Genomic DNA, 25,496 nt, shown 5'->3' on the forward strand with positions numbered 1-25,496 from the left:
GCCCCGGCCCCGGGTCAGAGACCCAGGGTGCTCCGGGTGCGCCGTACGGTGCGGCGCAGCCGGACCGCCGCTCCCCGGGGGCCGCCGCCGGGCAGCGTGAGGCTCTGGAGGCGGCGGCGTTTGAAGTAGTGCTGGGTCGTGGGGTCGAGCCGTTCCCGCAGCCATGCCTCGGCGTCGGGGCGCAGCCCGGGGTTGAGCTTGGCCTGCATGCAGTAGCCGACGGTCCGTATCAGCGGGGCGAGGGTGTCCGGCGCGGTGCGCGGCAGCGGGGGGACGGCCCCGGTGCCCTGCGCGTCCAGGTCGGGCACCAGGTGGTCGGTGATCGTCAGCGGGACGCGGTTGCTGTTCTCGTACGGGGTGATGCGGTCGAGGACCAGGCGGGTGCCGACGCGGGCGACGGGGATGCCGTAGTAGGCGGCGGCGGTGAACAGCGCGGTGGAGAAGCAGCCGACGACCAGGGTGGGCGCGCACCGCTCGTACAGCGTCTCGGCGAGCAGTGGGCCGTCCAGGGTGGTGAGCCGTACGCCGGCCTCGGCGGCGGCCTCTTCCAGGGCGCGGGAGTAGTTGGCCGGGGCGGTGGGGTGCGGCTTGAAGAGGATGGCGGTGTGCCCGGCGCGGGCGGCTCCGCGCAACATCCGCACGTGCAGGTCCTCTTCCTCCTCGGGGGTGAGGATGTTGAGGGCGGCGAGGTACTGGCCGAGCAGCATCGCGGTGGGGGCGGCGGCCTCGGCGGCGGCGAGCTGCTTGTCCCCGTCGGCGGCGGCGGCGATCTCGGAGAGGACGGCCCGGAAGGCGTCGTCGGGGACGAGTTCCGGTTCGACGCCGGCCTCGGCGAGGAGGAGCGGGCGCAGCCCGGTGACCAGGTCGAGGTGGAGGACGCGCCGGATGCGGCAGGCGATGGACTGCGGCAGCCGGTTGCGGGTGGGGCCGTAGCTCATGAGGCCGTCGGCGTAGACGTGGACGGCGCTCTCGGAGAAGATCGCGGCCAGCGCGCGGGCCGGGTTGACCTGGATGGACTCGACGGCCAGGTCCACGGGGGCGTCGGGGGAGATATCCCAGGCCAGGCGGAAGGCCCGCTGCCACAGCACGGTCTCCTCGGAGCGGGGGCCCCAGCCGCTGGGGTGGTGCGGGCTGATCGCCTCGTTCCAGTCGACGACGGCGTCGAAGCGGGCGGCGAGGGAGCCGTAGCCGCGCATCTCCTCCAGGCGCAGGGCCGTTTCGGGGACGGCCGCGTTGTTGGAGACCAGCAGGATGCGGTGGCTGTCGGTGGCCCGGCCGAACTGTCCGGCGTCGAGCGCGGCGGCGAGGGTGGCCGCCCCGTACAGGGTGGACACCTGGAAGATCTGGGCGCGCGGGGGCGTACGTACGGACGTGGGTACGGGTGTGGGTACGGGCATCGGTCAGACGGCCTTCTGCTTGGTGCGCAGACGGCTGAGGAGCGTGCCGCGCTTGTCGTCGATCATCGTCAGGGTGCGGTCGAGCACGTCCTGCGGCATCCGGCCCAGCGCGGCGGCCGACTCGGTGCGCAGCCGCCGGGCGGTGGCGGGCTCGTAGTCGTCGGCCTTCTCGTTGTGGAAGGCGATCATCGCGCAGTAGGTGCGGACGGCCTTGGGCAGCAGGGTCTTCGCGTCCCGGTCCGTGCGCAGCTGGTCGAGCAGCGTGTCGTAGGCGGGGAAGAAGTCGAGCTGACGGGAGTCCTTGATCTGGGTCAGGGAGGTGGTGACCCCGCGCCGGTAGAAGATGCCGTACAGCCCGAGCGCCGCGTAGGTGCGGGCGCGCAGATGGAGCTGCCAGATCCACAGCCGGTCCTCGGCGGTGCGCAGTTCGGTGCTGAAGCGCTGGGCGCCGTCCGCGAAGAGCCGCCGGTGGTAGATGCCGGCCCAGACGAACGGGTAGTCGACCATGGTCTCGCGCTCGGGCGCCCCGATGCCGTCGCGGGGGTCGAGCAGGGCGTCCCGGAGGGGCGCGGGGGCGCGCCGCACGACGCGGGTGGTGCCGGTGGACTGGACGTGGTCGGTGCGGGCGAAGTCGCAGTCGAGGTCCTGGGCGGCGCGCACCAGCCGGTCCAGATGCCCGGGGGCGTACCAGTCGTCTCCGTCGAGGAAGGTGAGGTAGTCGCCCTCCGCGGCGTCGATGCCGCTGTTGCGGGCGGCCGCGATGCCGACGTTCGTACCGTGTCTGATCACCCGGGTGCGCGGCAGCCGCTCGGCCCAGTGGTCGACGATGTCCTGCGTCCCGTCGGTGGACGCGTCATCGACCAGCAGGAACTCGATGTCGGGGTCCGCGTTGCGGGCGAGGCTGCCCAGCGTGGTCGGAGCGTAGGCCGCGACATTGTGGAGCGGTACGACAACGGACAGTTTCGGCACGCGTGCCCTCGCCTTCGATCATGGTCCCGACAACCTAGTGAGGCGGCGGGAGGATCGGGTGACGCCCGCCACGACAGCGGGTGAACTCTGCGCGTCCGCGGAATGACCGGGCACGCGCACAGCGTCGGGAAAAGGCCTGGCACAGCTGAGGGCCGGAGCTACACGCTGCTGAACGAGAGCTTGGCCGCGAACCCGAGGAACAGGACGCCCGCCGCGGAGGTGGCCCCCGCCGACAGCCGCTTACGGCGGCGGAACGCGGCGGCCAGGCGGGTGCCGCCGAAGATCAGCACGGAGAGGTACGCGAAGCTGGCGAGCTGGAGCAGCGTGCCGAGCACCAGGAACGACAGCGCCGGGTAGGCATAGTTCGGATCGACGAACTGGACGAAGAACGAGATCAGGAACAGGATCGCCTTCGGGTTGATCAGGCTGACCACCAGGGCCCGGCGGTAGGGCCTCTCCACGGGGGCCGTCGCACCCGGAGTCCCGGCCGCTCCGGCTGCCCCGGCGGCGTCCACCGTCTCCGCCAGTTCGGCGGTGCGCCGGTGCCGCTCGCGCCACAGCGCCACGGCCGCCCGCAGCATCCCGATGGCCATCCAGGTCAGATAGGCCGCGCCCGCGTACTTGACGATCGCGAAGAGCAGGGGCGTGGTCTGGAGCAGGGACGCGGCGCCGAGCGCGGAGAGCGTCATCAGGATGGCGTCCCCGGTCCAGACGCCCGCGGCGGCCGAATAGCCGGTACGCACGCCGCGACGGGCGGCGACGGAGAGCACGTACAGCGAGTTCGGCCCCGGCAGAAGAACGATCAGCGCCAGACCGGCGAGATAGGTCGGAAGATCGGTGACACCCAGCATGGACGGAGTCTCGCACGCCCGTACGGGGTGTCGTCCAGGGGGTTTCACCAGGGGGTTTCACCAGGAGCTATCGGCGGTCCGGCGGCGCCCGGGAGAGGAGCGCGCCGTGCGGGCGGACCCGGCCAAGACCAGCCGGGCGCCCCCTCGGGGGGCTGGACGCGCGGCCGGGGTCCGACGGAGGATTCGGGGACCGGGCCGGGCGGGAATTCCGTACAGGAGGCGCCGGGCGGGCGGTGAGCCAGGGGGGACCGAGCATGGCGGACACGAACAGCGGGTGGGACGGCCGGGGGGCGAGCGACCCGGGCGGAACGCGGTCGTCGGAAGCGATCCCGGGACCGGGGCCGGGACCTGGGCCGGGACCTGGACCTGGACCGGGGCTTGGACCGGGGCCGGGACCGGGGCCGGGGCCGGGACCGGGGCCGGGACCGGGGCCGGGACCGGGGCCGGGACCGGGGCCGGGGCCGGGGCCGGACATGGCTGCCGAGCGGTGTGCGGGCGGAAGGGTCCGGGGGCGTCGCGTCGCCGCCGTTTCCCTCGTCGCGCTGGCGGCCCTCGCGACGGGATGCGAGCCGGGGACCGCCGAGGGGGCGCAGGACGTGGCGCCGCCGGTGCGCGCCACGCAGGCGGCCGCGCCGACCCCGAGCCCCTTCCTCACGGCCCCCGCCCCCACGGCCGGGGACGCGAAGCCGCGCACCGCACCCAGCCCGTCGGCGTCCACCGCCGCCCCGGCCCCGGCCCCGACGAGGGCCCGGCCCGCCCCGGAGCCGAGCTCCGCACCGCCGCCGCGCGTCCTGATGCGTACGGGGTCCGAGAGCGACCGGGTGCGGGAACTCCAGGCCCGGCTCCGCCAGATCGGCCACTTCGGGCGCAATCCCACCGGCTACTACGGCTCCGTCACCGCCGACTCCGTACGGTCCTTTCAGGCCAAGCGGCGGCTGCCGGTCACCGGAAGCACCGACGCGGTCACCTGGCAGCGGCTGCTGGCCATGACCCGGGTACCGACGGCCGCGGAGCTGGACCCGCCGACCGAGCGGCCGGTGGCCGCGCCGGACGAACGGTGCCTGAAGGGCCGGGTCCTGTGCATCAGCAAGAAGAGCCGGACCCTGGCCTGGATGAACGACGGCAGGGTCGTCTCCGCGATGGACGTGCGCTTCGGCTCGGAGTACACGCCCACCCGGGAGGGCGTGTTCGAGGTGTTCTGGAAGTCCCGCGACCATGTGTCGACGCTCTACGACACCCCGATGCCGTACGCCCTGTTCTTCAGCGGCGGCCAGGCGGTCCACTACTCCGCCGACTTCGCGGCCAACGGCTACGGCGGCGCCTCGCACGGCTGCGTCAACGTGCGGGACAAGAAGAAGGTCGCGGCACTGTTCGACCAGGTGAGGAACGGCGACAAAGTCGTCGTCTCCTGGTGATCCGGCACAAGGTGGTCCGGGCCTACGGGTGATCCGGAGTGATCCGGCGTACGGCCGGCACGAGGGAGGAGAGGGCGCGGGCGGGACCGGGGGAACGTGTCCCGCCCGCGCCGATGCGCTGAGCCGAAGGTACGGGGGGAACCCCGGCTCGTTGCGCGGCCGATGACCAGTCGGCACTCTGTACTGCGCCCGGCCTCCGGAAAACGTCACACCCGGCCGCCCCGGCCGCTCGCGAGGCGCCTGGAACCGAGGTCCAGGTCGCCACCGGACGGGTGCAATCAGCGGGGCGGCGGTTCGGGCAATCGGCAAGGCCACGGCTATCAGCAAGGCGACGGCTCAGGCAGTCAGCAAGGCCACGGCTCAGGCAATCAGCAGGGCGACGGCTCAAATCGTCACGGAACGGTTCAGGTCGTCAACGGGCGAGCACGGAGGCCGCTCCGGAGCTCTTCGGGAGCGGCGGGACCTCGGTGTCCGTCCCGCCGCCCGCCTCCGGGGCCACGCCGGAGCGCGGTACGGGATGGAAGGAGACGGGCGGCAGCGAGCCGCCGTCACCGTCGCCCGGCCCGTTCTGACCGTCGTCGTCACCGTCACCGGAACCACCGGAGCCGCCGGAGCCGCCGCTCCCACCGTTTCCACCACTCCCGCCACTCCCGCCGCTGCCGCCGCTGCCGTCGCTGCCGTCGCTGCCGTCGAGGAGGCGGTCGCAGAAGTGCTTCAGGTTCTTCTCGCCCTTCGCGAACCGGATCAGCTGCCGTCGGCTCCGGTCGTCCAGGCTGCCGTCGCGGAAGGCCTTGCAGGCCTTGACGGACTGGTCGTACCAGTTTCCGGACGCCGTGTCGTCGCCGGGGCCGCCGGGCTTCTCCTCGTGGCCCACGCCGCCCCCGGCCGCCTTTTCGCGGCCGTTGCCGTTGCCGCCCGGCTTGTCCGGGCTGCCCGGGCGGTCCTCGCCGGGCTCCCGCGCGGTGTCGCCGGTTCGCGCGCTGTCGGGGTGCTCCAGCCCGTCGGACTCCCGGGTCGCGGGCGAGGAGGGGTCGTCCGACGCGTCGGGCGGGGGCGGGTGCGCCGGGGAGGAGGGGTCGTCCGCGTGCCCGCCGGAGATCAGCGGGCCCGGGGTCACGGCGGCCGAAACAGAGGTGGCCGGTACGGGCGAGCCCTGTCCGCCGAACGTTCCGGCGAACACGCCGGTGCCGGCGGCCACCGCCACCCCGCCGAGCGCACAGCCCGCGAGCGAGGCGACCAGGCCGAAACGGACCGGCCGGCTCCAGCGCGGGCGGCGGGCCGGGGTCTCGGGGGCGGAGCCGAGGTGGACGGCGCGCAGCAGACCGGGCCGGCCGGGGACGGCGGTGGAGAGGCCGGCGATCCGGTCCACGCCGTTGCCGTGGCCGGCCTGCCGGAACGCGGCGAGGACCGCGTCCTCGCCGGGGAGTTCGTCTGCCGGGGGCCGGGACCCGCGGCGGGCCGCGCCGAGTGCTTCGGCGAGCCGGAAAGCGTCGGTGCGGGCCTCGTCGCCGACGGGGACGACCGGTTCGCCACGGAGCAACCTCTCCGCCGCGTCCTTGTCAAGCCACTCGTAGTGCTCGTCGGCCATCACATGTCCTTCTGCGTCCACGGTCGCGAATGCGTCACACCGGGAGTGACCCCGGCGGGCGCCACCGGACCGCTCCGCCCGGGGCGCTGCGCGGGTACGGCGCCGAGGCCGGCGCCACCGGCCGCCCCCTGGCCCGCACCGTCGTCGCCGCCCGGCGCCGGGCCCGGGGCGTCAACGGGGGCGCCGTCCGTCGGGTTCGCCCCGGGATGCTCCGCGCCGAGGAGTTCGGCCAGTCGTTTGAGGCCCCGGTGGGCGGCGGTGCGTACGGCACCGGGCCGCTTGCCGAGGGTCTGCGCCGCGCTCTTCGCGTCGAGCCCGACGACCACCCGGAGCACGACGGCCTCGGCCTGGTCCTGCGGCAGCTGGGCGATGAGGGACATGGTGCGGTCCGTGTCCAGCGCCTCGATGGCGTCGCCCGCGGTGTCGGACTCGGCGGCCCGCGCGGTCAGCTCGGTCTCGTCGCCGCCGATCGCGGGGCGGCGGCTGCGCATCCGCAGATGGTCAAGCGAGCGGTTGCGCGCGATCCGGGCGGCCCAGCCCCGGAACCGGTCGGCGTCACCGCTGAACCGGTCGAGGTCGCGCGCTATCTGCAGCCACGCCTCGGACGCCACGTCCTCGGCGTCCGGCTCCCCGACCAGCGTCCGTATGTAGCCCAACAACCGTGGCTGCACCGCGCGGTACACAGCACGGAAGGCGTCCTCGTCCCCGTCCTGTGCCGCGAGCACCGCGGCAGTCAGCTCCGCGTCGTCCCCCAGCACTCCCTCTACCCGCTCTGCCGTCCTCGATCGCAGCTGGTCAACTGCTGCGCAACCCTGCGCGAACCAGCACGCTACGTGCTCGGCGGGGGCCGCGTCCATGACTTGTACAACCCGCAACAATTCGTCGGCGGGCTCACGGTGTGACAGAAAACGCAGTCATGGCGCTGAGATGAGTACGGGGTCGTGCTGCGACCCCGTGGAAGACGGCCGGGGCCTCTCCTGTGGGGGGTGGCGGCCCCGGTCGTCGCTCCAGTATCTGCCCCCTTGGCCAGGCGCTCTTTGTAAGCCGCCTTGCCCCTCCGTGACCAACGGCGTGACCAACACGCAGGCGCATTCATCCGGGTGGGCGCGTCCTTGGACGCGGGATACCCCCGGGGCCCAGCACTTCCGGCGCTCACCCGCCCCACCTGCGCCCAGTCCCGCGCGAGCTCCGGACAGGCTCCTGGCACCTTCCTGTTCGGCCCGGGGGCCACCCGACTCGAAGAGCACGCTCAGAAGCTCGACCCACCCGGCTCCGCCGCGCGGATCGCCGTGTCCTCGGCGTCGACCGTGCCGCTCCTGCGGGAGAGCGTGCGGTCGGCGGCGGTGGTCACCGGCAACCCCGTACGGCCGGAGGTCCTGACCGGCCGCCCGGACAAGGCCGTAGGCGCTCTCGGCTGTGCCGGCCGACTTCCCGCCGTGGGACCGGGTCTACGCGTTCTTCCGCCGTTGGTGCGACCATACGTGCTGGTCAGGGAGTTCCACGACCGGCTGCGCCGCGAAGGTTCTGCTCGTCCAGGTGGCCGACGCCCGCCACCGGCTGGAACTCGTCCGGGCCGACGACGGCCGCACCGGCAGCCTCGTCGGGCCCTGCCTGGCCGCGTTCGCCCCGGTTCTGCCGATCGTCAGACGCGGCGATGACGTCAAGAGGTTCGTGGTGCTGCCCAAGCGGTCGTCGAGCGGCTCCAGCCGCTTGCGGACGCGTCCAGCCCCTCGCGCCACACCGGCACCTGCGACTTCGGCTTCGCCGCCATCGCGCTGCTCGTCGGTGACCGGCAGCCACCGGGTGTCCTCCTCGGGTTCGTCCCTACCCGGTCGTAGCTCCCATCTCGCGCCGATAGGCCACGTCGAGCAGCGAAGCGAGACGGGCGACCGTTGCCTCCCAGCGGTCGGGAACCCGGACATAGCTCGTCAGAGGCCGCACCGCGCATCCACGCTGCCGCTTCGCCTGGTAGGTGCCCGGCCCGAAGTGGATGCGTGACAGCCCGGCCTCGACGGCCCGCCTGATCGGCTCGTAGTAGATGAGGTTGAAGTACCCGTAAGGCGTGTCGGGCGATATGCCGAGCATGCTGGCGAACAACTCTCCGCCCCACTCGTAGGCCACGAGGAACCCGTCGACGGTGCCGTCCCGGACGATCTCGAGGACGAGCGGCCGGCCCGCGGGCCATTGCTGGATGGCTGAGATCAGCCGGCGGGACGAGTCCTCGGTGGCGTCGTGCCCGTAGCGGCGCAGATGTGCCGCGTGGAGTTCCGCGTGCCGGCTCCCGAGCGCCGCGACGTCGACCTCACGGATCGTGGCGCCCGAGGCGCGGAACGCGTCTGCTTCCCGCCTGACCCGCTTGCCCCGCCTCCTCTCGACCGCCGCGTAGTCCTGGAGGCCGCCCCACGCCGGGTCGATCTCCAGCACGCTGTCCCCGGCCGCGGCCATGCCGACGTATCCGCGCTCCCGCAGGAGGGCGACCGTGCGGTCGTCCTCCTCGCCGACGTGCATGACGGCGGTGGTGGGATCCCCGTCCTTCTCCAGATCGTCGAGCAGGAGAGGGACATCGTCTGCGGATCCCACGACGAGCCCGGGACGGTACCCGCTGGGCAGGACGCTGATACGAGCCGGATACAGCTCCTGCGCCGCCTGTTCCACCACGGCGGCCAGCTCGGCGACTTCGGCCGCAGCGCTCTCCTCGACATGGCCCTCCAGCTCCGCCGCGCCGAGGCGGAGAAGGGCGACCGGGTCGTTGTAGACCCACATCTCGCCGCTGCTCCGCCAGGTCACCTGCGCCGAACTGGGCAGGCCCTCCCGCTGGACGACGCTGTAGCGGGCCGGTGTTCCTCCGAGGACCTCTCCCGTACGCAACCAGTTCGCGGAGGAGAAGAGGTTGTGCGGAAGCCCGTCCCAGTACGGGCCCGCCGCGTCCAGGCCGTCCGCCCGCACGACCTGCGCGGTCTCGGGCGCCGTCATGCGTCGACCGTCGCGGACACCTGGTCCAGCCATTCCCGCGCCGCGAGCAAAGGGGCCCGCCTCATGGTGACTTGGTGACGCGTCGCCCGGGACATCTCCGCAAGCGTTTGACCGGTCCCGGCCACCTCGAAGATCGACGTCCACCCCGCAGCCGGGCCCCGCGGCGCCACGAGAAGGCCCTCGGTGGAGTCGGACCAGGTGGCCTGCTGGCCGCGGTGGACGATTCCGACCGCGCTCACCGCGACAGCGCGGCGGTCCTCGGCTGCGGCGACGAGGTCCCAGATCCCCTCCGGTCCGAGCTTCTCGACGAACCAGGCGATGAGTGCACCGGGCAGCCCGTTCCAGGAGTGGAAGCTCAGGGCCGTGTCCTCGACGATGACCGGATGGTCCAGGTTGAGCGCGGCGACCTGGTCCAGCTTGTGCTGGACGACGACGCGGGGATCGGTGTCCTGAATCTCCGTGAGGTCGAGGCTGAGCCGGGAGACGTCGGGGAACACGCCCTGGGTCTCGTCGAACTTGATGGCGTTGCGGCTGGCGAGTCGTACAGCGGGGTGTCGGCTGGTGCTCATGTCACAGTCCAGAGTCGGCCGGAGTCGGCGGTGAACCGTTCTCCGGGAATGCACAGGACGGAGGTGTCGGATACCTCGTCCCACACGGAATCCAGGTCGAGGAGAGAGGACGTCACCCGGCGCGGCCGTTCATCGTCGAGATCCGAGACGATCACTGCGGGGGTGTCTCCGGGGCGGGCCGCGAGGAACGCGTTGCGCACCATCGCGAAGCGGCGTAGGGCTATGTCGACCGCGGGCTCGTCCGTCGGGAAGAGCTCGGGGTGGGCCTCGCCATTATGTCGCAGCATGTAGAGGCACGTTCCCAGTCCGCTGTCGGCCGCGCTCCGTATCCGGCGCGCGACGTCGGCATCGGACTCGCCGTGGAGACAGAGGGGGAACGTGATGAGGCCACCGTTGAACGGGGCCCCGAGGATCGCCGACGCGTACTGCCACGCCGACAGGCCGGGGACGATCTCCACGTCCTGGACGCCGGCTTGGTCACGCAATGCCGACAGGGTGGGCCCCGCCATCCCGAGAAGGCCCGGGTCGCCCGCGGTCACGATGACGGCTCGTCGCCCCGAGGCGAGCGCCTCCGCGGCGAGACGGGCTCGCAGCGCGAAGACGTCCTGGCCGGGTTCCGCGTCGGCGACGACGTCCGTCGCCTCGGTACCGGGCTTCAGCAGATGGGCCACTTGCCCGATGAAGTCGGGATGACCGACGACGAGGTCGGCGCGGCCCAGCAGATCCGCGGCGCGGGCCGTGACATCTCCTCCGTAGCCGATGCCCACGATGGACAGGGTGTTGTCGGGCGTCATGTCAGTCCCGGTCATCGGTCATCCAGTCGTTCGCCGGAACAATGTGTCGTGCGGCCGCGTGTGCGTGGAGGAGCGCGGTCTCCGCGTTGTCCCCGACGGCCGATACCGTGCCGAAGGCGGCCCCTTGGTGCGTGAGGTCCGACACGACGTAGTCGGGCAGCCGCACAGGATGCCATTGCGGCCGGCCGGGGAAGCCCGCGAGGATGTCCTCGCCGAGGATGGAGCCGAGGGGGCCGGTACGCGACGCGTACTTGTCCACCTGCGCGTATCCGCCGACGGCGGGCGCTCCGCTCTCCTGTGTGAACACCTTCTCGGTGGAGTTCCCGAGGGCGTTGTGGATGAGGAGGGCGTAGACGTCGACGCCGGTGGCCTCCACGATTCCGGCGCCGCCCAGGCCGCCTCCGAGCCGGGGGTTCACCTCGACGAGCTCGAAGCCGTGCGCGGTGTCGATGAACTCGACGTGCGACGGTCCGGGACCCCGCCCGACGGCCTCCAGCACGCTCGACACCCAGACGTGTACGTCCCGTTCCCAGTCGCTGCCGGGCCGGATCGGGTAAGTGGAGTCCAGTTCCTTCCAGTTGGGCATGGGAGAGATGGTCCGGCTGCTCACGCCCAGCAGGTGCGTTCGCTCGTCCGTGGTCCAGGTCTCGGCACTGAACATCGGCCCCGTCGCGTAGGTCTCGACGGTGCACCGGCTCGCGGGCACCCCGCGGGACTCCAACTCCTTGATCCGCCGCACTACCCCCTGGGGGGTGGTGGCGAAGAGGACGTCCTTGCTGCCGGAGCCACGCGAGTCCTTCACGATGACCGGACGGTCGGCGATGTCGAGAACCTCTCCGCCGAGAGCCAGCGCCTCTGTGCCGGCCACGGCCCGGCTCCGGGCGAGCCCGACCTCGTGAAGCCGTTGCCGCGTCGATGTCTTGTCGAGCAGCTCTCCGGTATTCCGCTGCACTGCCGGGAGGCCGAGCCGTTCGGCCAGCGCCTCCGCCGTCGGTGCCCAGCGGTCCGTGTTGCTGATGAGCGCGGTGATGCCGTTCTCGACGAGGAAGCCGGCGACGTCGTCGACGGAGGACGTGTCCATCGAGTGACAGAGGATTCCGGGCGCGGCCCGGAGTTCCTGGGCGTAGTACGGCTGGTCGAACGTGAGCAGGTGCAGCTGGACTCCGAGCCTGGCGGCCGCCGCGTCGAAGAACCGCAGACCATGGTTGAGAGCCTCGAGCATGGCTACATGCGTCATCGGCAGACCTCCTTCGAGCTGTACTCCCACCAGGCCGCCGGTTCCTCGTCGGCACGTGGCGGGAGGAAGCGCTCGGCCTCGGGGCGGGTGGTGTCGTACTCCCGTCCGGCTCTGGCGAAGCGGCGCCGGATCGACCGCCGCACCCGGCTCGAGTCGTCGGGCAGATGGTGATGGAACGAGGAGTCGGGCTGGAGCACGATGTACACCTTGCCGGTGTCCGGCGTGTACCTGGCGTGCCGCTTGCCGAAGTCCGGTGTGAACACGGCGACGAAGACATCGCTGCCCGCCACCTTGAGACGCCAGCGCGTGTGGACCGTATCCGGTAAGTACGTCGAGTCCCCGTCGGCGATCTCCCTGATCCACGCGCCCAGGACCGGCGCGAGCTCCTCGGGCGTGCTGCCTACGCGCTCGACGGGAAGCTCGGTGACCACGGCGTCGGTGCCGTCGGCCTCCGCCCGGCCGACGCGGCGGTGGATCTCCGGGGCGATGCGCCGGAAGTACGCGTCGACCGGTTCGTCGCCGAGGGACGGCAGAACGTGGACGAGAGCCTTCCGCGCGTACGGGCACAGTGTGGACTCGATGATCTCCTCGAATCCTGGCGGGTGCTGCTGCGACGTGGTGACGTCCATGGGCGGTCTCATTCGGACCGCCGCACGAGGAGGTGCCCCCACTGGTGGTAGTGATCGACCGGGAACTCGATGTGCGCCTTGTCGAGAACCGGCGGGAGGACACGGTGGTGCAGTACCTGGAAGTCCGGACGGCCGGCGAAGTGGTCCTTCCACCACTGGGCTTCAGGACAGTTCTCGCGGCCCTTGTACTTCTTCTCCAGGGGCAGCATGTAGTCGAAGTAGACGAGGCCGTCCACCCGGACGAGCTCGCAGACCGCATCGACCATGGAGGCGAGGCGATGCCTGCTGTTGAACGAGTACTGCAGAGCGCCGCTCGTGAATACGGCGTCGTACCGTCCCGGCCGGGGGAAGTCCATGAAGTCACCGCAGGTGACCTCGACTCGGTCCGAGAGATTCTCCTGCTTGACCCGGCTCACCAGGCCCGGCACCTGCACCTCACCCGAGGCGTCCTCCTTGACTCCGCCGTTGACGGCGATGTCGTCGACATCCACGGCCCAGACGTCGAAGCCCTTGCGGGCGGCCGGGAGCACGTATTTGCCATCGGCGCAGCCGATGACTGCCAAGGCCGGTGGCTTCGTCGCCTCCGCGGCCTCGATCCGTGCAAGGTAGGAGTAGTAGCGCGACTGCGGCTGACCCCAGAGGCTGCTTGTCTTCATTCCTTGTTCCTTTCGGTTACTTGTTCGTTCCCGACCTCGGTGCCGGGGCCGGCCCGGTGGCGAGGCAGCACGGTGGCCAGGGCTCCGGCGGCCAGGAAGCCGGCCGCGAGCACCCAGAGCGAGTTGGCGAAGACGGCGCCCGTCCCCGTCGTTCTCGCGACGAGCCAGGACGAGACGGTGGCGCCGCCCAGGCCGCCGAGACCGTCGCCCAGACTCAGGTATCCGTAGGCGGTTGCCGGTGACGGCAGGTGTCGCACCTGGTCGTCGAGCCACAGCACGACGAGGACTTCGGCCACGGCGATGGCCACGGCGCCGCCGACCCAGAGCGCGACGGATGAGGTCGCCAGGCTGAAGGGCAGGACGCCCAGCGCCATGGCGCCGCCGGCCACGGGAAGGGCCATCGATCTGCCTCGGCCGACGGTCCACAGCGCGAACGGCTGGAGCAGGATGACGGCGATGCTGTTGGCCAGGAAGACAAAGGTCAGTGCGGAGTTGTTGCCACCTCCGGCCACCACCTGCGGCAGCGAACTCTCCAGGAGGATCGCCGCCGTACCGTCCACCACAGCGATCACGAGGAGGGGGCGCAGCAGTCGCAGCGTCGGCGCCGCACCGCCCGTGGCAGGAGGAGCGATGGCCCGGGCTCCGGCCATGGTGAGCTGGGACAGCGTCAGGGACAGAAATACCGCGGCTGCGGCGACGAACATCAGCCTCGGGTCGTAGTGGAGCGCCAGGAGGCCGACGAGAGGCCCGAGCGCGGCACCCAGGTTGGCCGCCCCGTTGCGCACGGCCAGAGAGCGCAACTGCCGTTCCTCGGGCACGACCCGCAGGAGCAGTTCCTTCGCCGCCGGGAAGTACAGCCCCGCGCCGGCGCCGGTCAGCACAAGCGCGGCCGTGGTCGAAGTGGCGTCGTCACGGAGCAGCAGGAGGTAGCCGACGATCCGAAGCGCGTTCCCCGAGTGCATGACGGTCAGCGCCGGAACACGTCGGCACAGCCATCCGGAGGCCATTCCCGCCGCCCGGGTGAAGCAGAAGCTGAGACCGATGACGAACCCGGCGGCGGTGTTGCTCCAGCCGAGGTCGCGCGTGAGGTAGACAGCGAGGTACGGGGCGACGAGCAGGACACCGACACTCGAGAGGAAGGCCCCCGCGTGCAGCAGCCCCTCCTCCCGGGGCATGCCGCCCAGACGGGGAGCTGGGGCCTGGGCCGGCCCGCTCACGGTGCCGTAAATCCCTGACCGGTGCTCTGCCAGGGGGTCCAGCACCAGGGCGGCGCCAGTTCGGAGGAGGACGAGACGGGCCGCGGGACATCTGCCTGTCCGAGTTCGAGGACGGAGTCGGCTCCGGTGAAGACCGTCGACAGGTAGCGGTGGCCAGGGTCCGGGCTGATGAAGACGACGGGTCGATCGGTCGAACGCCGGTGCCAGCTCGCGACCGTGTAGGCCGCACCGCTCGACAGGCCTGCGAACAACCCGTGCCGGCGCAGGACGGTGATCGCGCCACGTCGCGCGGTGGCGTAGTCGATCCAGTGGATCTCGCGGTAGATCGAGTAATCGATGTTGCCGAAGGGGATGCCGCTGCCGAGCCCGGATATGAGGAACTCGGGGTCCTCGACGTGCTGGCTCCCGAAGGACACGCTGCCGAACGGCTGGACCCCGATGACCGCGGGGTCGATGCCGTGATCGGCGAGCCCCTGCCTGATTCCCGCAGTCGACACTCCGGTGCCCACTCCACCGACGAGTACGACTTCGTCCGACCCCAGTGAGGCGGCGATCGGATGGGCCATGGACCTGTAGCCGTCATAGTGCCGACTGTCGTGGTACTGACGTATCCAGTAGGCGCCCGGGAGCTCGGCCACGATCTCCTGGACACGCTGGACCCGTGCGCCCTGGTCGAACGTGGCGTCACCCGTGCCGGAGGGCTGTTCCACGGTGGCGCCGAGGGACGTGAGCTGGACCATCAGAGCAGGGTCGACGGCGGGGCTGGCGACGATGTGACATCGGAGGTCGTACTTCGAACATGCCAGCGCGAGCGCGAGCGCGTACAGACCGCTCGAGCTGTCGACGAGGGTGTCCCCCTTCTCCACCACCCCTTCCTGGACCAGGGACTCGACGACGCCGAGGGCTGATGCGACCTTCATGCATTCGAATCGGATGACGAAGAGGCCTGGATCCAGCTGGACGAGCGCGGGCTGCGCCAGCATGTCTGCGACGTGCGTGTACACGAGAACAACTCTCCGTGGATCGTGGGGACATCGATTCCAAAGGTCGGCGAACCGACCGGCGGCACTCGCGTCGAAGCCGACGCCGGGACCGGCTCCGCGCACAGCAGACCGACAGGGTTCCCGGGGGCGCATGGCGACGGCCGCACGGACGATCCGTGTCCGTGACGGAGGAGAACGCCGGCGGCGGCAGGGTCGGAGAAACGTTCAGCGAGAGGAGCGCCGGAGGTGTGGCCGACTTGAGGGGCTCGACGGGGCGTTCAAGGAGTGGCCCACGTCATCGCGGGACCACTCACATGCGGGATCGAAGGACCGCGTGGGGCGGCCCACACTGATTCCACGGAGATTCGGACCGCCAGGCCCCTTGTTTCGCCGCTGTCTCAAGCGGCATACAGACATACCCATTCATGAAGATCCCCCGCCATGGATTGAGTCGTGTCAAGCCTGCAGTGATAAGACTTGGTGACCTTATAAGATCACTTTCAGATATTGAAGGGGAGATCAATTTTGGCCAATCAAGGTGACGTCTGGGGCCTGCGATGCCCAAGGTGCCTATGGGAGGGCGAGTTGTCCCGTGAAGTGCAGCCTTGCCCTCATTGTCGGAGCCACGGAGTACATATGGCCGTGGAGTTGCACCGCGAAGGCGGCACTCCCCGGCGCCCCGCCTCCACAGAGGCTGAAATCTCGATGTGGAAGTGGCGTGAATTCTTCCCTCCTCTGCTGAGTCCGGTCTCTTTGGGGGAGGGCAACACCCCCTTGGTCCCTCTGCGGCACCTGGCAGGAGTCCGGGTCAAGGACGAACGAGCGAATCCGACTGGATCATTCAAGGACCGGATGGCGAGTTTGGCCGTGTCCTGGGCCCAGGCCCAGGGGTTCCGCACGGTCGCGGTCGCCTCGACCGGGAACGCGGCTGTCGCCACGGCCGCTTACGCCGCCGCCGCGGGACTGAACTGCGTAATTCTCGCCAAAAATGGCGGGATGGCTTCTTCGGGCATGCAGCGGTCGCTGCTGGAGATGGGAGCCGATATCCACTTCACCGAGTCCTGGCACGAGCGATGGACCGAACTCGAACGCGGGGTCCGCGAGCAGGGCTGGTACCCCGTCAGCAACTATCGGCTCCCGCCGGTGAGCAGCCAGCCCGTCGGAGTGCGCGCCTATCGCTCGCTGGCCTACGAGATCGCAGAACAGTCGGCCTGGTCGGTCCCCGACTGGATCACGGTCCCGGTCTCCCGTGGTGATGCCCTCTGCGCGATGGTGGCGGGGTTCGATGAGCTCCGGCAGCTCGGCTGGATCCCCCGGGTCCCCCGGATGCTCGCGGTCGTACGCTTTCCCAGCCTCCAGGAAGCAGTCAGGAGCGGCCGCGCACAGCCCCTGCCGAGCAAGTACCCCGACCGGGTGGCAGCACTGTCGATCAGCGATCCGCAGGCAACGGCAGCTGCCGTACACGCGGTTCGCCACAGCGGCGGCGATGTCCTCGTCGTCGACGACGAGGATCTGGCCGCGGCGCAGGCCGACGCGGCCTCCCATGGTTGGCTGGTCGAGCTCTCCTCCGCGGCAGCGTTGGCCGGCGCGACCGAACTCCGGCAGCGTGGGCAGGAGGGCGATATCGTCGCCCTGGTCACCGCATCGCGTTGACCCGCGACGAGACGTGCCAGGGATCGGCGCAGAGGATGCAAGCCGCGAGGTGGGGCGGCCTTCCAGCCGGCACCCCCGTCACACCGTCACGTTCCGGCTCGGCGTGATCCTCACCTCGCGACAAGCCAATCGGTGCCGGAGAGTTCGAGGTCGGCAGGTGCGGTTGCCGCCCGCGCGGCCTCACATCACCTTTCAGTCAGTGCCGCCTGGGTATCTACAAACAATGACCGATTTGCAGGGCAAATACCTCGAATTGGCGCCCTCACCTCGTTCATACCCCTATGTTCGAAGTGGCAGGCGGATGGGCATTGATCCTTTAGGGCAAGCCTCCTTAGGATGTCGGGATGCGGATCACAGTCTTCTTGTCCTCGAACCCTGTCCCCGATCGCTACCAGCAAGCGGCTCAGCGTCTCGGACATCTCATCGGTGAAGCCGGACATACGGTCATCTGGGGCGGAACGGATCTGGGCCTCATGAAGATTCTGGTCGATGCCGCAGAAGAGGCCGGAGGGAAGTCCGAAGGCATATCCGTCGGTTTCCTGCAGCGATACACCAGGCCTGGGTCGGCGATGGTCATTGCTCAGAACCTCGCTGACCGGAAAGAACAGCTTCTTGCCGGCACAGACGCAGTCGTGGTGGTCGCCGGCGGCACCGGCACGCTGGACGAGGCCACGGACGCAATCGAACTACGACGTCACGGCATGACGTCGGCTCCACTGATCTTCCTCAGTACCGACGGGTTCTACCGTCCGCTGCAGGAGCTTCTGGACCGCATGCACGAAGAGGACTTCCTGAACGTGCCACTCGAAGACGTGGCTACTTTCGTGGACACCCCTGAAGAGGTCATGGCAGCTCTTCGCGCGACACCGGCACGAGTGCCGGCGGAAGAACTGACGGCCGTACAGCCGGAACGTTCCTGACCCGTACGAACCCTCGGACGAGGCCGTGTGCGGCTCCTGGGGCGCCGCCCCGCGCTCGGCGCGGCGGCGCCCTCAGCCGCTCCGCCATGAGCAGTCCGGCCGCCATCGTCCCCCGGCCATGGCTGCGCGAGCATCCGATGTGATCGGCGAGCGCGTTGGCGCCGGCCGGGATGGCGACCCAGGCGTCACGGTCCCCCCGCCCTCGTCCCTCAGCCCCGGGTCAGGTCCCTGAGCGCGGTGTTCAGTTCCAGGACGTTCACCCGGGGTTCGCCCAGGAAGCCGAGCAGCCTGCCGGTGGTGTGATCGGCGACGAGGCCCTCCACCTCCTTGACGTCGAGGTTGTTCCTCTCGGCGACCCGGTGCACCTGGAGTGCGGCGTACGCGGGTGAGATGTGGGGGTCCAGGCCGGAGCCGGAGGAGGTGACGGCGTCGGCCGGCACGTCCGCGGGCTTCACCTTGTAGGCGGGGGTGGAGTTGTCCTCGACCACGGCGGCCTTGGCTTCGGTCACCCACTGGACCAGTTCCTCGTTGTCTCCGGAGCGGTTGGTGGCCCCGGAGAGGATCAGGGAGTACCGCGTGTTGACGCCGTTGCTGCCGAGGCCGTTGGAGGGGCGCGGCTGGAACCACGTCAGGTCCGGGGCGGGTGACTCCTCGCCGTCCTTCAGCGGGAGGTCGTACCGCTGGCCGATGAGGGAGGAGCCGACGACCTGCCCGCTCCCGTCCTTGATCTCGGAACCGTTGGCGTTGTCGTGGAACAGGGCCTGGGCGACGCCGGTGACGGCGAGCGGGTAGAGGACCCCGCAGACCAGGGTGAGGACGAGCAGGGCTCGCAGGCCGGCCCCGAGCACGCGCGCGGTGCTGCTGACGGAGTTGTTGGTCATGGCGGATCAGCCGATTCCGGGAAGGAGGGAGAGGAGCAGGTCGATGATCTTGATGCCGACGAACGGGGCGACGATGCCGCCGAGTCCGTAGACGCCCAGGTTGCGCCGCAGCATCCGGTCCGCGCTCGCGGGCCGGTAGCGCACGCCCTTGAGGGCGAGGGGCACCAGCGCGACGATCACCAGGGCGTTGAAGATGACCGCTGACAGGATCGCGGACTCGGGCGAGGTGAGCCCCATGACGTTGAGCCGGTCCAGCGACGGGTAGGCGACCGCGAACATGGCGGGGATGATCGCGAAGTACTTCGCCACGTCGTTGGCGATGGAGAAGGTCGTCAACGCACCCCGGGTGATGAGGAGTTGCTTGCCGATCTCCACGATCTCGATGAGCTTGGTGGGGTTGGAGTCGAGGTCCACCATGTTCCCGGCCTCCTTGGCGGCCGAGGTGCCGGTGTTCATCGCCACGCCGACGTCGGCCTGGGCCAGGGCGGGTGCGTCGTTGGTGCCGTCGCCGGTCATCGCGACGAGCCTGCCGCCGGCCTGTTCCCGCTTGATGAGGGCCATCTTGTCCTCGGGCGTCGCCTCGGCCAGGAAGTCGTCGATCCCGGCCTCCTCGGCGATCGCCTTCGCGGTCAGCGGGTTGTCACCCGTGATCATGACCGTACGGATGCCCATCCGGCGCAGCTCGTCGAACCGCTCCCGCATCCCCTCCTTGACCACGTCCTTGAGGTGGACGACCCCGAGGACCCGAGCGCCGTCCGCGTCCTCCACCGCCACCAGCAGCGGCGTACCGCCGGCCTGGGAGATCCGGTCGGTGAGCGCCTGCGCGTCCGGGGAGACACTGCCGTCGCGCTCCTTCACCCAGGCGACGACCGAGCCGGTGGCGCCCTTGCGGACCTTCCGCCCGTCCAGGTCGACGCCCGACATCCGGGTCTGCGCGGTGAACTCCACCCACGCGGCTCCGGTCAACTCCCCCTGGGTCCGCTCCCGCAGCCCGTACTTCTCCTTGGCGAGTACGACGATCGACCGGCCCTCGGGGGTCTCGTCGGCGATCGAGGAGAGCTGCGCCGCGTCCGCGAGCGCGCCTTCGGTGACGCCCTCGACCGCGAGGAACTCGGCCGCCCGGCGGTTGCCCAGGGTGATGGTTCCGGTCTTGTCGAGGAGCAGGATCGACACATCGCCCGCAGCCTCGACCGCGCGCCCCGACATGGCAAGGACGTTGCGCTGCACCAGACGGTCCATGCCCGCGATGCCGATCGCGGACAGCAGGGCCCCGATCGTGGTGGGGATCAGGCACACCAGCAGCGCGGCGAGCACGATCAGCGATGTCTGGTCGTCCGCGCCCGCGTAGATCGCGAAGGGCTTCAGGGTGACGACGGCCAGCAGGAAGACGATCGTGAGGGACGCCAGCAGGATGTTCAGGGCGATCTCGTTGGGCGTCTTCTGCCGGGAGGCGCCCTCCACCAGGTTGATCATGCGGTCGATGAAGGTCTCGCCGGGCTTCGTCGTGATCCTGATGACGACGCGGTCGGACAGCACCTTCGTACCGCCGGTGACGGCCGAGCGGTCGCCGCCGGACTCGCGGATGACCGGGGCGGACTCGCCGGTGATCGCGGACTCGTCGACGGAGGCGACGCCTTCCACGACATCGCCGTCACCGGGGATGGTGTCGCCGGCCTCGCAGACCACCAGGTCCCCGACGCGCAGGTCCGTCCCCGCGACCCGCTCCTCGTCGGGGCCGACGACCCGGCGGGCGACGGTGCCGGTCCTGGCCTTGCGCAGGGTGTCGGCCTGGGCCTTGCCCCGTCCTTCGGCCACCGCCTCGGCGAGGTTGGCGAAGACGGTGGTCAGCCAGAGCCAGGCGGTGATCGCCCAGCCGAACCAGTCGGTCGGGTCGGTGAACGCCAGCACGGTGGTGACCACCGAACCGACCAGCACGACGAACATCACCGGCGACCTGACCATCACGCGCGGATCGAGCTTGCGCAGCGCGTCCGGGAACGACTTCAGCAGCAGCTGGGGGTCGAACAGCCCGCCGCCGACCCGGTTGGCAGCCCCGTGGCCATCGGCCGGCGGTATGTCTCCGCGCGGCGCGCGCGTGGGGGTGGGGGTGACGGTGCTCATGAGGCGAGCCCTTCGGCGAGCGGACCCAGCGCCAGGGCCGGGAAGTAGGTGAGTCCGGTGATGATGAGGATCGTGCCGACGAGCAGCCCCGAGTACAGGGGCTTGTCGGTGCGCAGCGTGCCCGCGGTCTCGGGCACCGGCTGCTGCCCGGCGAGCGAGCCGGCCAGGGCCAGGACGAACACCATCGGCAGGAACCGGCCGAGCAGCATCGCGATGCCGATGGTCGTGTTGAACCACTGGGTGTCGGCGCCCAGCCCGGCGAAGGCGGAGCCGTTGTTGTTGGCGCCGGAGGTGTAGGCGTACAGGATCTCGGAGAAGCCGTGCGCGCCCGAGTTGGTCATCGAGCCGGCGGGGGTCGGCAGGGCCATGGCGACGGCGGTGAAGCCGAGCACGAGGGCCGGGGTGATGAGGAGGTAGCAGGCCGCGAGCTTGATCTGGCGGGTGCCGATCTTCTTGCCGAGGTACTCCGGGGTGCGTCCGACCATCAGCCCGGCGATGAACACCGCGATGATCGCCATGATCAGCATGCCGTAGAGGCCGGAGCCGACACCGCCGGGAGCGATCTCGCCGAGCTGCATGCCGAGCAGCGTGATGCCGCCGCCGAAACCGGTGTACGAGGAGTGGAAGGAGTTCACCGCGCCGGTCGAGGTCAGCGTCGTGGCGACCGCGAACATCGACGAGCCGGCGATCCCGAAGCGGGTCTCCTTGCCCTCCATGGCCCCGCCGGCGATCTCGAACGCGGGCCCGCGGTGGGCGAATTCGGTCCACATCATCAGAGCCGTGAAGCCGATCCAGATGACGGCCATCGCGCCGAGGATCGCGTACCCCTGCTTCAGCGACCCGACCATCCGGCCGAAGGTCCGCGTCAGCGCGAACGGGATCAGCAGGATGAGGAAGATCTCGAACAGGTTGGACAGGGGGTTGGGGTTCTCGAAGGGGTGGGCGGAGTTGGCGTTGAAGTAGCCGCCGCCGTTGGTGCCCAGCTCCTTGATGGCCTCCTGGGAGGCGACCGCGCCGCCGTTCCACTCCTGCGTACCGCCCATGAACTGTCCGACCTGGTGGATGCCGGAGAAGTTCTGGATCGCCCCCGCGGCGACCAGGACGATCGCGCCGATCACCGAGATCGGCACCAGGACGCGGACGGTCCCGCGCACCAGGTCGGCCCAGAAGTTGCCGAGTTCACCCGTACGCGACCGGGCGTAGCCACGTACGAGTGCCACCGCCACGGCCATGCCGACGGCCGCGGACAGGAAGTTCTGCACCGCGAGACCGCCGGTCTGCACGACGTGGCCCATGGCCTGTTCGCCGGAGTAGGACTGCCAGTTGGTGTTGGCGACGAAGGACGCGGCGGTGTTGAACGCCTGGTCCGGGTCGATCGAGGAGAAGCCCAGCGAACCGGGCAGTGAGCCCTGCACCCGTTGCATCAGGTACAGAAAGAGAACGCTCACCGCCGAGAAGGCGAGCACTCCGCGCAGATAGGCGGGCCAGCGCGTCTCGGTGGCCGGATTGACTCCGATGGCCTTGTATATCCACTTCTCCGGTCCGTAGTTCCTCTCGGAGGAGTAGACCCTGGCCATGTGGTCGCCCAGCGGGCGGCAGGCGAGGGCGAGGGCGGCGATCAGGGCTGTGAGCTGGAGCAGACCAGCGACCTGGGGACTCATTTCCTTGACTCAGAACCTCTCCGGGTAAAGGAGAGCGAGGATGAGGTATCCGAGCAGGGACACGGCCACGACGAGGCCGACGACGTTCTCGACGGTCACAGCTTGGTCACCCCCCCGGGCGATGAGAGCCACCAGCGCGAATACCGCGATCGTGGTGGCGACGAAGGCCAGGTCGGCCATCGCGAGCTCCTGATGGACGTGAGGAATGGAATCGGCCGTTTGGCCAATAGGAGCAAACCTCGACTTCATCGGGGCGATAAGCCACCTTGACGGAGTCCATACGAATACGGGGAAGCCCTTGACGCCGATCTGACGCGGCCGACCGGGCCATGCGTGCCCGGCCGTACGCCCACGGGGGCCGCGCGCACTCCCCGAGGGTTGCCCCGACACCTCTCAGGCGCCGATGTCGCGCCGCCGGAGGTCCTCCTGTGTCTCGCGTGTCGCCGGGCAGGAGGACGTCGCTCGCGAGGACGTCGCCGGCCTCGCAGTGCCGGCCCACCACCATGGCCGCGACCGGTCCGGCGGTGGCGGGCGCGACCGATCAGACGGGGCGCGTAGCGGGCCCCGTACAGGGCGGGCCGGGGGTTGTCGCCCATGCCGCCGTCGACGGCCACGAACATGTTCGGGCCGGTGTGCTTGACGGAGCACAGCCGAAGCCGAGCTCGCCGCCGTACTGGGCGACAACCGGCCCCTGCCAACCGGGCGGTAGGGAAACGCCCGGGCAGTAGGGAAACGCCCGGGCGATAGGGAAACGCTCCGGCCGTAGAGGAACATCCCCGCCGCGGCGCGCCCGTTCGTCAGCCCCGGCCGCGGGCCCGGCGTGACATCACCGCGCGCAGGACCCGGCGGCCCTCCGTGGACAGGTCCAGCGCCTTGCGGAGTCCGGCGCCGCTGCCCGCCGTGCCGGTGGTCTCCGCCAGGATCTCCAGGATGCGGACCTGCCGTTCCAGCTCCCCGGCGACCAGCGGCCCCACGGCGGCCGGTTCACCGCCGCGGGCCGCCTTGAGCAGCCGCTCCTCGTCCGGCGGCGTCTCCCCGTCCGGGGCGTCGAGCCGCGCGTGGATCCGCAGGGCGACCAGCGAACAGGCGTCCGCCCACCCCCGCAGCGGTACGGCGTCGAAGTCGGAGGGGGCGGCGCCGAGCATGGTCCGCACGAGCGCGGCCGGGCCATCGGTGACGGACTCGTGCTCCATCCCCGTCCGCACCGCCGCGAGCCGGATGGCCCAATCCCGTCCGTTCTCGCAGCTCGCCCAGAGCGGGCGCAGCGGCTCCGCCCCGGGCTCCGCGAGCAGCGGCAGGCACCGGTCCAGGCAGGCCAGCGCCCCTGCGGCCAGCGCGCGCTCGTCGGCTCGTTCGATCAGTTCCAGCAGACTCATCGACGTCTCCCTCGGTCTACCGGATACTGCGCCGAATGGCTGAAAATCGTCACTATGGGGCGGCGGGCTCCGGGGTTGCCCGCTCCGGGGCGGTCGCGGCCTGCGGGGTGCCGGCCCGCTCCACCTGCATCCGGGTCACCGCGCGCACGAAGAGGACGGCGAGCACCGCGGCCACGAGGTCCAGCGCGTCGGCGGCCGCGACGAGGGCCGCCGCATCGGCGATCTGCTCCGGCTCCTGGGCCCGGTTCCACTGGCTCACGGCGATCCGGGAGGCGAGGACGGAGACGATCCAGCCGCCCCACCACAGGTTCAGCACCGTCTTGGGAACCGTGCGCCACCCGCCGTCGGGGTGGAGCTGAACGCTCGCCTCCCAGATGCCGCTCGCGACGCGGTAGGGGAACCAGAGGTTGGCGACCGGGACGAACCAGCCGCCCACCGCCCAGCCCGGCCCCATCCGCTGCACGCCGGACTCGAAGACCTCGGCGTTCCGACGGGTCAGGTGGAACCAGATGATGAAGAGGACGCCGGTGGCCATGAACGCCGCCGTCTGGACCGTCCCGGCGAGGTCGTACAGCCCCTGCGCCCGCAGGCCGGGCCCGGTGTAGATGTCGAGGGAGCCATGCGTCACCAGCCCCTCCCACAGGCCGCGCAGGTGCAGACCGGCGCCGATGACGAACAGGTCGCTCGCCATGACGCAGCCCAGCAGGGCGACCACCGCCCGCGACAGGCCGACCGGTGAACGCGGCCAGCTACCGGCGCCCCGGTCTCCGGGGACGGGGCCGGGCACGGGTCCGGAAAGGGGTGCGGCTCCGGGGGCCGGGGCCTTCGCGCCGCCGGGCAGCGGGGGCCGGGTCCCCGAGCAGAAGGTGCACAGCCCGTCGTCGGTCACGGCCGTTCTGATACGACAGCGGGTACAGAGCATGGACATGGAGAAGTCCCCCCAAGGACGGGCCGGCGGCGTGTGGCCTCACGTCCCTCCCCAGGAGCGCGCGGTCGGGGGGGCCGGGCCCCGGGGCCGCGGCGGGGGGCCCCGGCGGCCGGGCGCCCCCCGGGGGCCCCCCCCCCACGGCGGTCGCGTGTGCGCGAGGATGGGGGCATGGCCAACCGACTTGCGCAGGCGACGTCCCCGTACCTCCTCCAGCACGCGGAGAACCCCGTGGACTGGTGGCCGTGGGAGGCCGAAGCGTTCGAGGAGGCGCGGCGGCGTGATGTCCCCGTGCTCCTGAGCGTCGGCTACAGCGCGTGCCACTGGTGCCACGTCATGGCGCACGAGTCCTTCGAGGACGACGAGACCGCCGCGTTCCTGAACGGGCACTTCGTGTCCGTCAAGGTCGACCGCGAGGAGCGGCCCGACGTGGACGCCGTGTACATGGAGGCCGTGCAGGCGGCGACCGGGCAGGGCGGCTGGCCCATGACCGTCTTCCTCACCCCGGACGCCGAGCCCTTCTACTTCGGCACCTACTACCCGCCCGAGCCCCGGCACGGCATGCCGTCCTTCCGGCAGGTGCTCCAGGGCGTCCACCAGGCGTGGGCCGAGCGGCGCGGTGAGGTCACCGAGGTCGCCGGCAAGATCGTGCGGGACCTCGCCGGGCGGGAGATCTCCTAC

Annotated in this window: 23 protein-coding genes and 2 pseudogenes; 5 read left to right on the plus strand and 20 right to left on the minus strand. The window is 70.7% G+C overall.

The window, feature by feature from the left end; translation table 11 throughout:
• Positions 1-14 precede the first annotated feature (14 nt).
• The 3 genes from ACH4KB_RS35960 to leuE all read right to left on the minus strand — a co-directional run bounded on the left by ACH4KB_RS35960 (position 15) and on the right by leuE (position 3,217).
• A complete protein-coding gene (locus tag ACH4KB_RS35960) occupies positions 15-1,397 on the minus strand; it encodes a polysialyltransferase family glycosyltransferase (protein ID WP_398070988.1) in 1,383 nt (460 codons plus the stop codon).
• A gap of 3 nt (positions 1,398-1,400) precedes the next feature.
• Complete coding sequence (locus tag ACH4KB_RS35965) at positions 1,401-2,366, minus strand: glycosyltransferase family 2 protein (protein ID WP_398070990.1); 966 nt, start codon at positions 2,364-2,366, stop codon at positions 1,401-1,403.
• 158 nt (positions 2,367-2,524) lie between these two features.
• Positions 2,525-3,217 (minus strand): leucine efflux protein LeuE, encoded by a 693-nt coding sequence (gene leuE / locus ACH4KB_RS35970; RefSeq protein ID WP_398070992.1) that lies wholly within the window; start codon positions 3,215-3,217, stop codon positions 2,525-2,527.
• 473 nt (positions 3,218-3,690) lie between these two features.
• On the opposite strand from leuE, the gene ACH4KB_RS35975 reads away from it, so the two are divergent.
• A complete protein-coding gene (locus ACH4KB_RS35975; RefSeq protein ID WP_398070994.1) occupies positions 3,691-4,632 on the plus strand; it encodes a L,D-transpeptidase family protein in 942 nt (313 codons plus the stop codon).
• 412 nt (positions 4,633-5,044) lie between these two features.
• Here ACH4KB_RS35975 and ACH4KB_RS35980 read toward each other — a convergent pair whose 3' ends face one another.
• Both ACH4KB_RS35980 and ACH4KB_RS35985 read right to left on the minus strand, forming a co-directional pair.
• Positions 5,045-6,220, minus strand: a complete 1,176-nt coding sequence (locus tag ACH4KB_RS35980; RefSeq protein WP_398070996.1) for a hypothetical protein — start codon at positions 6,218-6,220, stop codon at positions 5,045-5,047.
• Positions 6,220-6,978: an RNA polymerase sigma factor gene (locus tag ACH4KB_RS35985; RefSeq protein WP_398070998.1), complete on the minus strand. Its 759-nt coding sequence runs from the start codon at positions 6,976-6,978 to the stop codon at positions 6,220-6,222. The genes ACH4KB_RS35980 and ACH4KB_RS35985 overlap by 1 nt, the downstream gene beginning before the upstream one ends.
• Positions 6,979-7,488: 510 nt before the next feature.
• Here ACH4KB_RS35985 and ACH4KB_RS35990 point away from each other — a divergent pair.
• Positions 7,489-7,659, plus strand: a pseudogene (locus ACH4KB_RS35990) (UDP-N-acetylglucosamine--N-acetylmuramyl-(pentapeptide) pyrophosphoryl-undecaprenol N-acetylglucosamine transferase); the annotation flags it as partial.
• A 385-nt stretch (positions 7,660-8,044) separates the two neighbouring features.
• Here ACH4KB_RS35990 and ACH4KB_RS35995 read toward each other — a convergent pair.
• The 8 genes from ACH4KB_RS35995 to ACH4KB_RS36030 are packed head-to-tail and all read right to left on the minus strand — an operon-like array spanning position 8,045 to position 15,299.
• The gene (locus ACH4KB_RS35995) at positions 8,045-9,193 is read right to left on the minus strand and encodes a GNAT family N-acetyltransferase (protein WP_398071000.1); all 1,149 of its coding nucleotides are present in this window, start codon (positions 9,191-9,193) and stop codon (positions 8,045-8,047) included.
• Complete coding sequence (locus ACH4KB_RS36000) at positions 9,190-9,762, minus strand: non-canonical purine NTP pyrophosphatase (protein WP_398071002.1); 573 nt, start codon at positions 9,760-9,762, stop codon at positions 9,190-9,192. The genes ACH4KB_RS35995 and ACH4KB_RS36000 overlap by 4 nt, the downstream gene beginning before the upstream one ends.
• Positions 9,759-10,571 (minus strand): SAM-dependent methyltransferase, encoded by an 813-nt coding sequence (locus ACH4KB_RS36005; RefSeq protein WP_398071004.1) that lies wholly within the window; start codon positions 10,569-10,571, stop codon positions 9,759-9,761. Before ACH4KB_RS36005 ends, ACH4KB_RS36000 begins: the two co-directional genes overlap by 4 nt.
• On the minus strand, positions 10,558-11,793 hold the full coding sequence (locus ACH4KB_RS36010) for a hypothetical protein (RefSeq protein WP_398071006.1): 1,236 nt from the start codon (positions 11,791-11,793) through the stop codon (positions 10,558-10,560). Before ACH4KB_RS36010 ends, ACH4KB_RS36005 begins: the two co-directional genes overlap by 14 nt.
• Complete coding sequence (locus ACH4KB_RS36015) at positions 11,790-12,422, minus strand: YqcI/YcgG family protein (protein ID WP_398071008.1); 633 nt, start codon at positions 12,420-12,422, stop codon at positions 11,790-11,792. The genes ACH4KB_RS36010 and ACH4KB_RS36015 overlap by 4 nt, the downstream gene beginning before the upstream one ends.
• 8 nt (positions 12,423-12,430) lie before the next feature.
• Positions 12,431-13,078 carry a class I SAM-dependent methyltransferase gene (locus ACH4KB_RS36020; protein WP_398071010.1) on the minus strand — a complete coding sequence of 216 codons (648 nt, stop codon included), beginning with the start codon at positions 13,076-13,078 and terminating at the stop codon, positions 12,431-12,433.
• Positions 13,075-14,295 carry an MFS transporter gene (locus tag ACH4KB_RS36025; protein ID WP_398071012.1) on the minus strand — a complete coding sequence of 407 codons (1,221 nt, stop codon included), beginning with the start codon at positions 14,293-14,295 and terminating at the stop codon, positions 13,075-13,077. Before ACH4KB_RS36025 ends, ACH4KB_RS36020 begins: the two co-directional genes overlap by 4 nt.
• Positions 14,292-15,299, minus strand: coding sequence for a pyridoxal-phosphate dependent enzyme (locus tag ACH4KB_RS36030; RefSeq protein WP_398071014.1), 1,008 nt, complete (start codon positions 15,297-15,299; stop codon positions 14,292-14,294). Before ACH4KB_RS36030 ends, ACH4KB_RS36025 begins: the two co-directional genes overlap by 4 nt.
• A gap of 684 nt (positions 15,300-15,983) precedes the next feature.
• Here ACH4KB_RS36030 and ACH4KB_RS36035 point away from each other — a divergent pair.
• Both ACH4KB_RS36035 and ACH4KB_RS36040 read left to right on the plus strand, forming a co-directional pair.
• The gene (locus tag ACH4KB_RS36035; RefSeq protein WP_398071045.1) at positions 15,984-16,931 is read left to right on the plus strand and encodes a pyridoxal-phosphate dependent enzyme; all 948 of its coding nucleotides are present in this window, start codon (positions 15,984-15,986) and stop codon (positions 16,929-16,931) included.
• A gap of 344 nt (positions 16,932-17,275) precedes the next feature.
• Positions 17,276-17,851, plus strand: coding sequence for a TIGR00730 family Rossman fold protein (locus ACH4KB_RS36040; RefSeq protein WP_398071016.1), 576 nt, complete (start codon positions 17,276-17,278; stop codon positions 17,849-17,851).
• Positions 17,852-18,060: 209 nt separating this feature from the next.
• Here the strand turns inward: ACH4KB_RS36040 and ACH4KB_RS36045 are convergent, their stop codons facing one another.
• The 7 genes and pseudogenes from ACH4KB_RS36045 to ACH4KB_RS36075 form a co-directional block, all read right to left on the minus strand.
• Positions 18,061-18,732: a potassium-transporting ATPase subunit C gene (locus ACH4KB_RS36045; protein ID WP_398071018.1), complete on the minus strand. Its 672-nt coding sequence runs from the start codon at positions 18,730-18,732 to the stop codon at positions 18,061-18,063.
• A gap of 6 nt (positions 18,733-18,738) precedes the next feature.
• Positions 18,739-20,853 carry a potassium-transporting ATPase subunit KdpB gene (gene kdpB, locus ACH4KB_RS36050; RefSeq protein WP_398071020.1) on the minus strand — a complete coding sequence of 705 codons (2,115 nt, stop codon included), beginning with the start codon at positions 20,851-20,853 and terminating at the stop codon, positions 18,739-18,741.
• Positions 20,850-22,514 (minus strand): potassium-transporting ATPase subunit KdpA, encoded by a 1,665-nt coding sequence (gene kdpA / locus ACH4KB_RS36055; protein WP_398071023.1) that lies wholly within the window; start codon positions 22,512-22,514, stop codon positions 20,850-20,852. Before kdpA ends, kdpB begins: the two co-directional genes overlap by 4 nt.
• Positions 22,515-22,523: 9 nt before the next feature.
• A complete protein-coding gene (gene kdpF / locus ACH4KB_RS36060; protein ID WP_018955984.1) occupies positions 22,524-22,613 on the minus strand; it encodes a K(+)-transporting ATPase subunit F in 90 nt (29 codons plus the stop codon).
• Between the two features lie 334 nt (positions 22,614-22,947).
• A pseudogene (locus tag ACH4KB_RS36065) lies at positions 22,948-23,284 on the minus strand (diaminopimelate decarboxylase); the annotation flags it as partial.
• Positions 23,285-23,311: 27 nt separating this feature from the next.
• A complete protein-coding gene (locus ACH4KB_RS36070) occupies positions 23,312-23,890 on the minus strand; it encodes a hypothetical protein (RefSeq protein ID WP_398071025.1) in 579 nt (192 codons plus the stop codon).
• 52 nt (positions 23,891-23,942) lie between these two features.
• On the minus strand, positions 23,943-24,812 hold the full coding sequence (locus ACH4KB_RS36075; protein WP_398071047.1) for a DUF4328 domain-containing protein: 870 nt from the start codon (positions 24,810-24,812) through the stop codon (positions 23,943-23,945).
• A gap of 174 nt (positions 24,813-24,986) precedes the next feature.
• On the opposite strand from ACH4KB_RS36075, the gene ACH4KB_RS36080 reads away from it, so the two are divergent.
• The coding region (locus ACH4KB_RS36080; RefSeq protein ID WP_398071027.1) for a thioredoxin domain-containing protein at positions 24,987-25,496 on the plus strand (510 nt) is incomplete at its 3' end.

The sequence above is a fragment of the Streptomyces sp. NPDC017520 genome (assembly GCF_044329855.1).
Lineage (GTDB): Bacteria > Actinomycetota > Actinomycetes > Streptomycetales > Streptomycetaceae > Streptomyces.

Coding starts and splice junctions, on each gene's coding strand:
- ACH4KB_RS35960 (WP_398070988.1), bottom strand. CDS start 1,397: ATGCCCGTACCCACACCCGTACCCACGTCCGTACGTACGCCCCCGCGC.
- leuE (WP_398070992.1), bottom strand. CDS start 3,217: ATGCTGGGTGTCACCGATCTTCCGACCTATCTCGCCGGTCTGGCGCTG.
- ACH4KB_RS35975 (WP_398070994.1), top strand. CDS start 3,691: ATGGCTGCCGAGCGGTGTGCGGGCGGAAGGGTCCGGGGGCGTCGCGTC.
- ACH4KB_RS35980 (WP_398070996.1), bottom strand. CDS start 6,220: ATGGCCGACGAGCACTACGAGTGGCTTGACAAGGACGCGGCGGAGAGG.
- ACH4KB_RS35995 (WP_398071000.1), bottom strand. CDS start 9,193: ATGACGGCGCCCGAGACCGCGCAGGTCGTGCGGGCGGACGGCCTGGAC.
- ACH4KB_RS36000 (WP_398071002.1), bottom strand. CDS start 9,762: ATGAGCACCAGCCGACACCCCGCTGTACGACTCGCCAGCCGCAACGCC.
- ACH4KB_RS36005 (WP_398071004.1), bottom strand. CDS start 10,571: ATGACCGGGACTGACATGACGCCCGACAACACCCTGTCCATCGTGGGC.
- ACH4KB_RS36010 (WP_398071006.1), bottom strand. CDS start 11,793: ATGACGCATGTAGCCATGCTCGAGGCTCTCAACCATGGTCTGCGGTTC.
- ACH4KB_RS36015 (WP_398071008.1), bottom strand. CDS start 12,422: ATGGACGTCACCACGTCGCAGCAGCACCCGCCAGGATTCGAGGAGATC.
- ACH4KB_RS36020 (WP_398071010.1), bottom strand. CDS start 13,078: ATGAAGACAAGCAGCCTCTGGGGTCAGCCGCAGTCGCGCTACTACTCC.
- ACH4KB_RS36035 (WP_398071045.1), top strand. CDS start 15,984: ATGTGGAAGTGGCGTGAATTCTTCCCTCCTCTGCTGAGTCCGGTCTCT.
- ACH4KB_RS36040 (WP_398071016.1), top strand. CDS start 17,276: ATGCGGATCACAGTCTTCTTGTCCTCGAACCCTGTCCCCGATCGCTAC.
- ACH4KB_RS36045 (WP_398071018.1), bottom strand. CDS start 18,732: ATGACCAACAACTCCGTCAGCAGCACCGCGCGCGTGCTCGGGGCCGGC.
- kdpB (WP_398071020.1), bottom strand. CDS start 20,853: ATGAGCACCGTCACCCCCACCCCCACGCGCGCGCCGCGCGGAGACATA.
- kdpA (WP_398071023.1), bottom strand. CDS start 22,514: ATGAGTCCCCAGGTCGCTGGTCTGCTCCAGCTCACAGCCCTGATCGCC.
- ACH4KB_RS36070 (WP_398071025.1), bottom strand. CDS start 23,890: ATGAGTCTGCTGGAACTGATCGAACGAGCCGACGAGCGCGCGCTGGCC.
- ACH4KB_RS36075 (WP_398071047.1), bottom strand. CDS start 24,812: ATGCTCTGTACCCGCTGTCGTATCAGAACGGCCGTGACCGACGACGGG.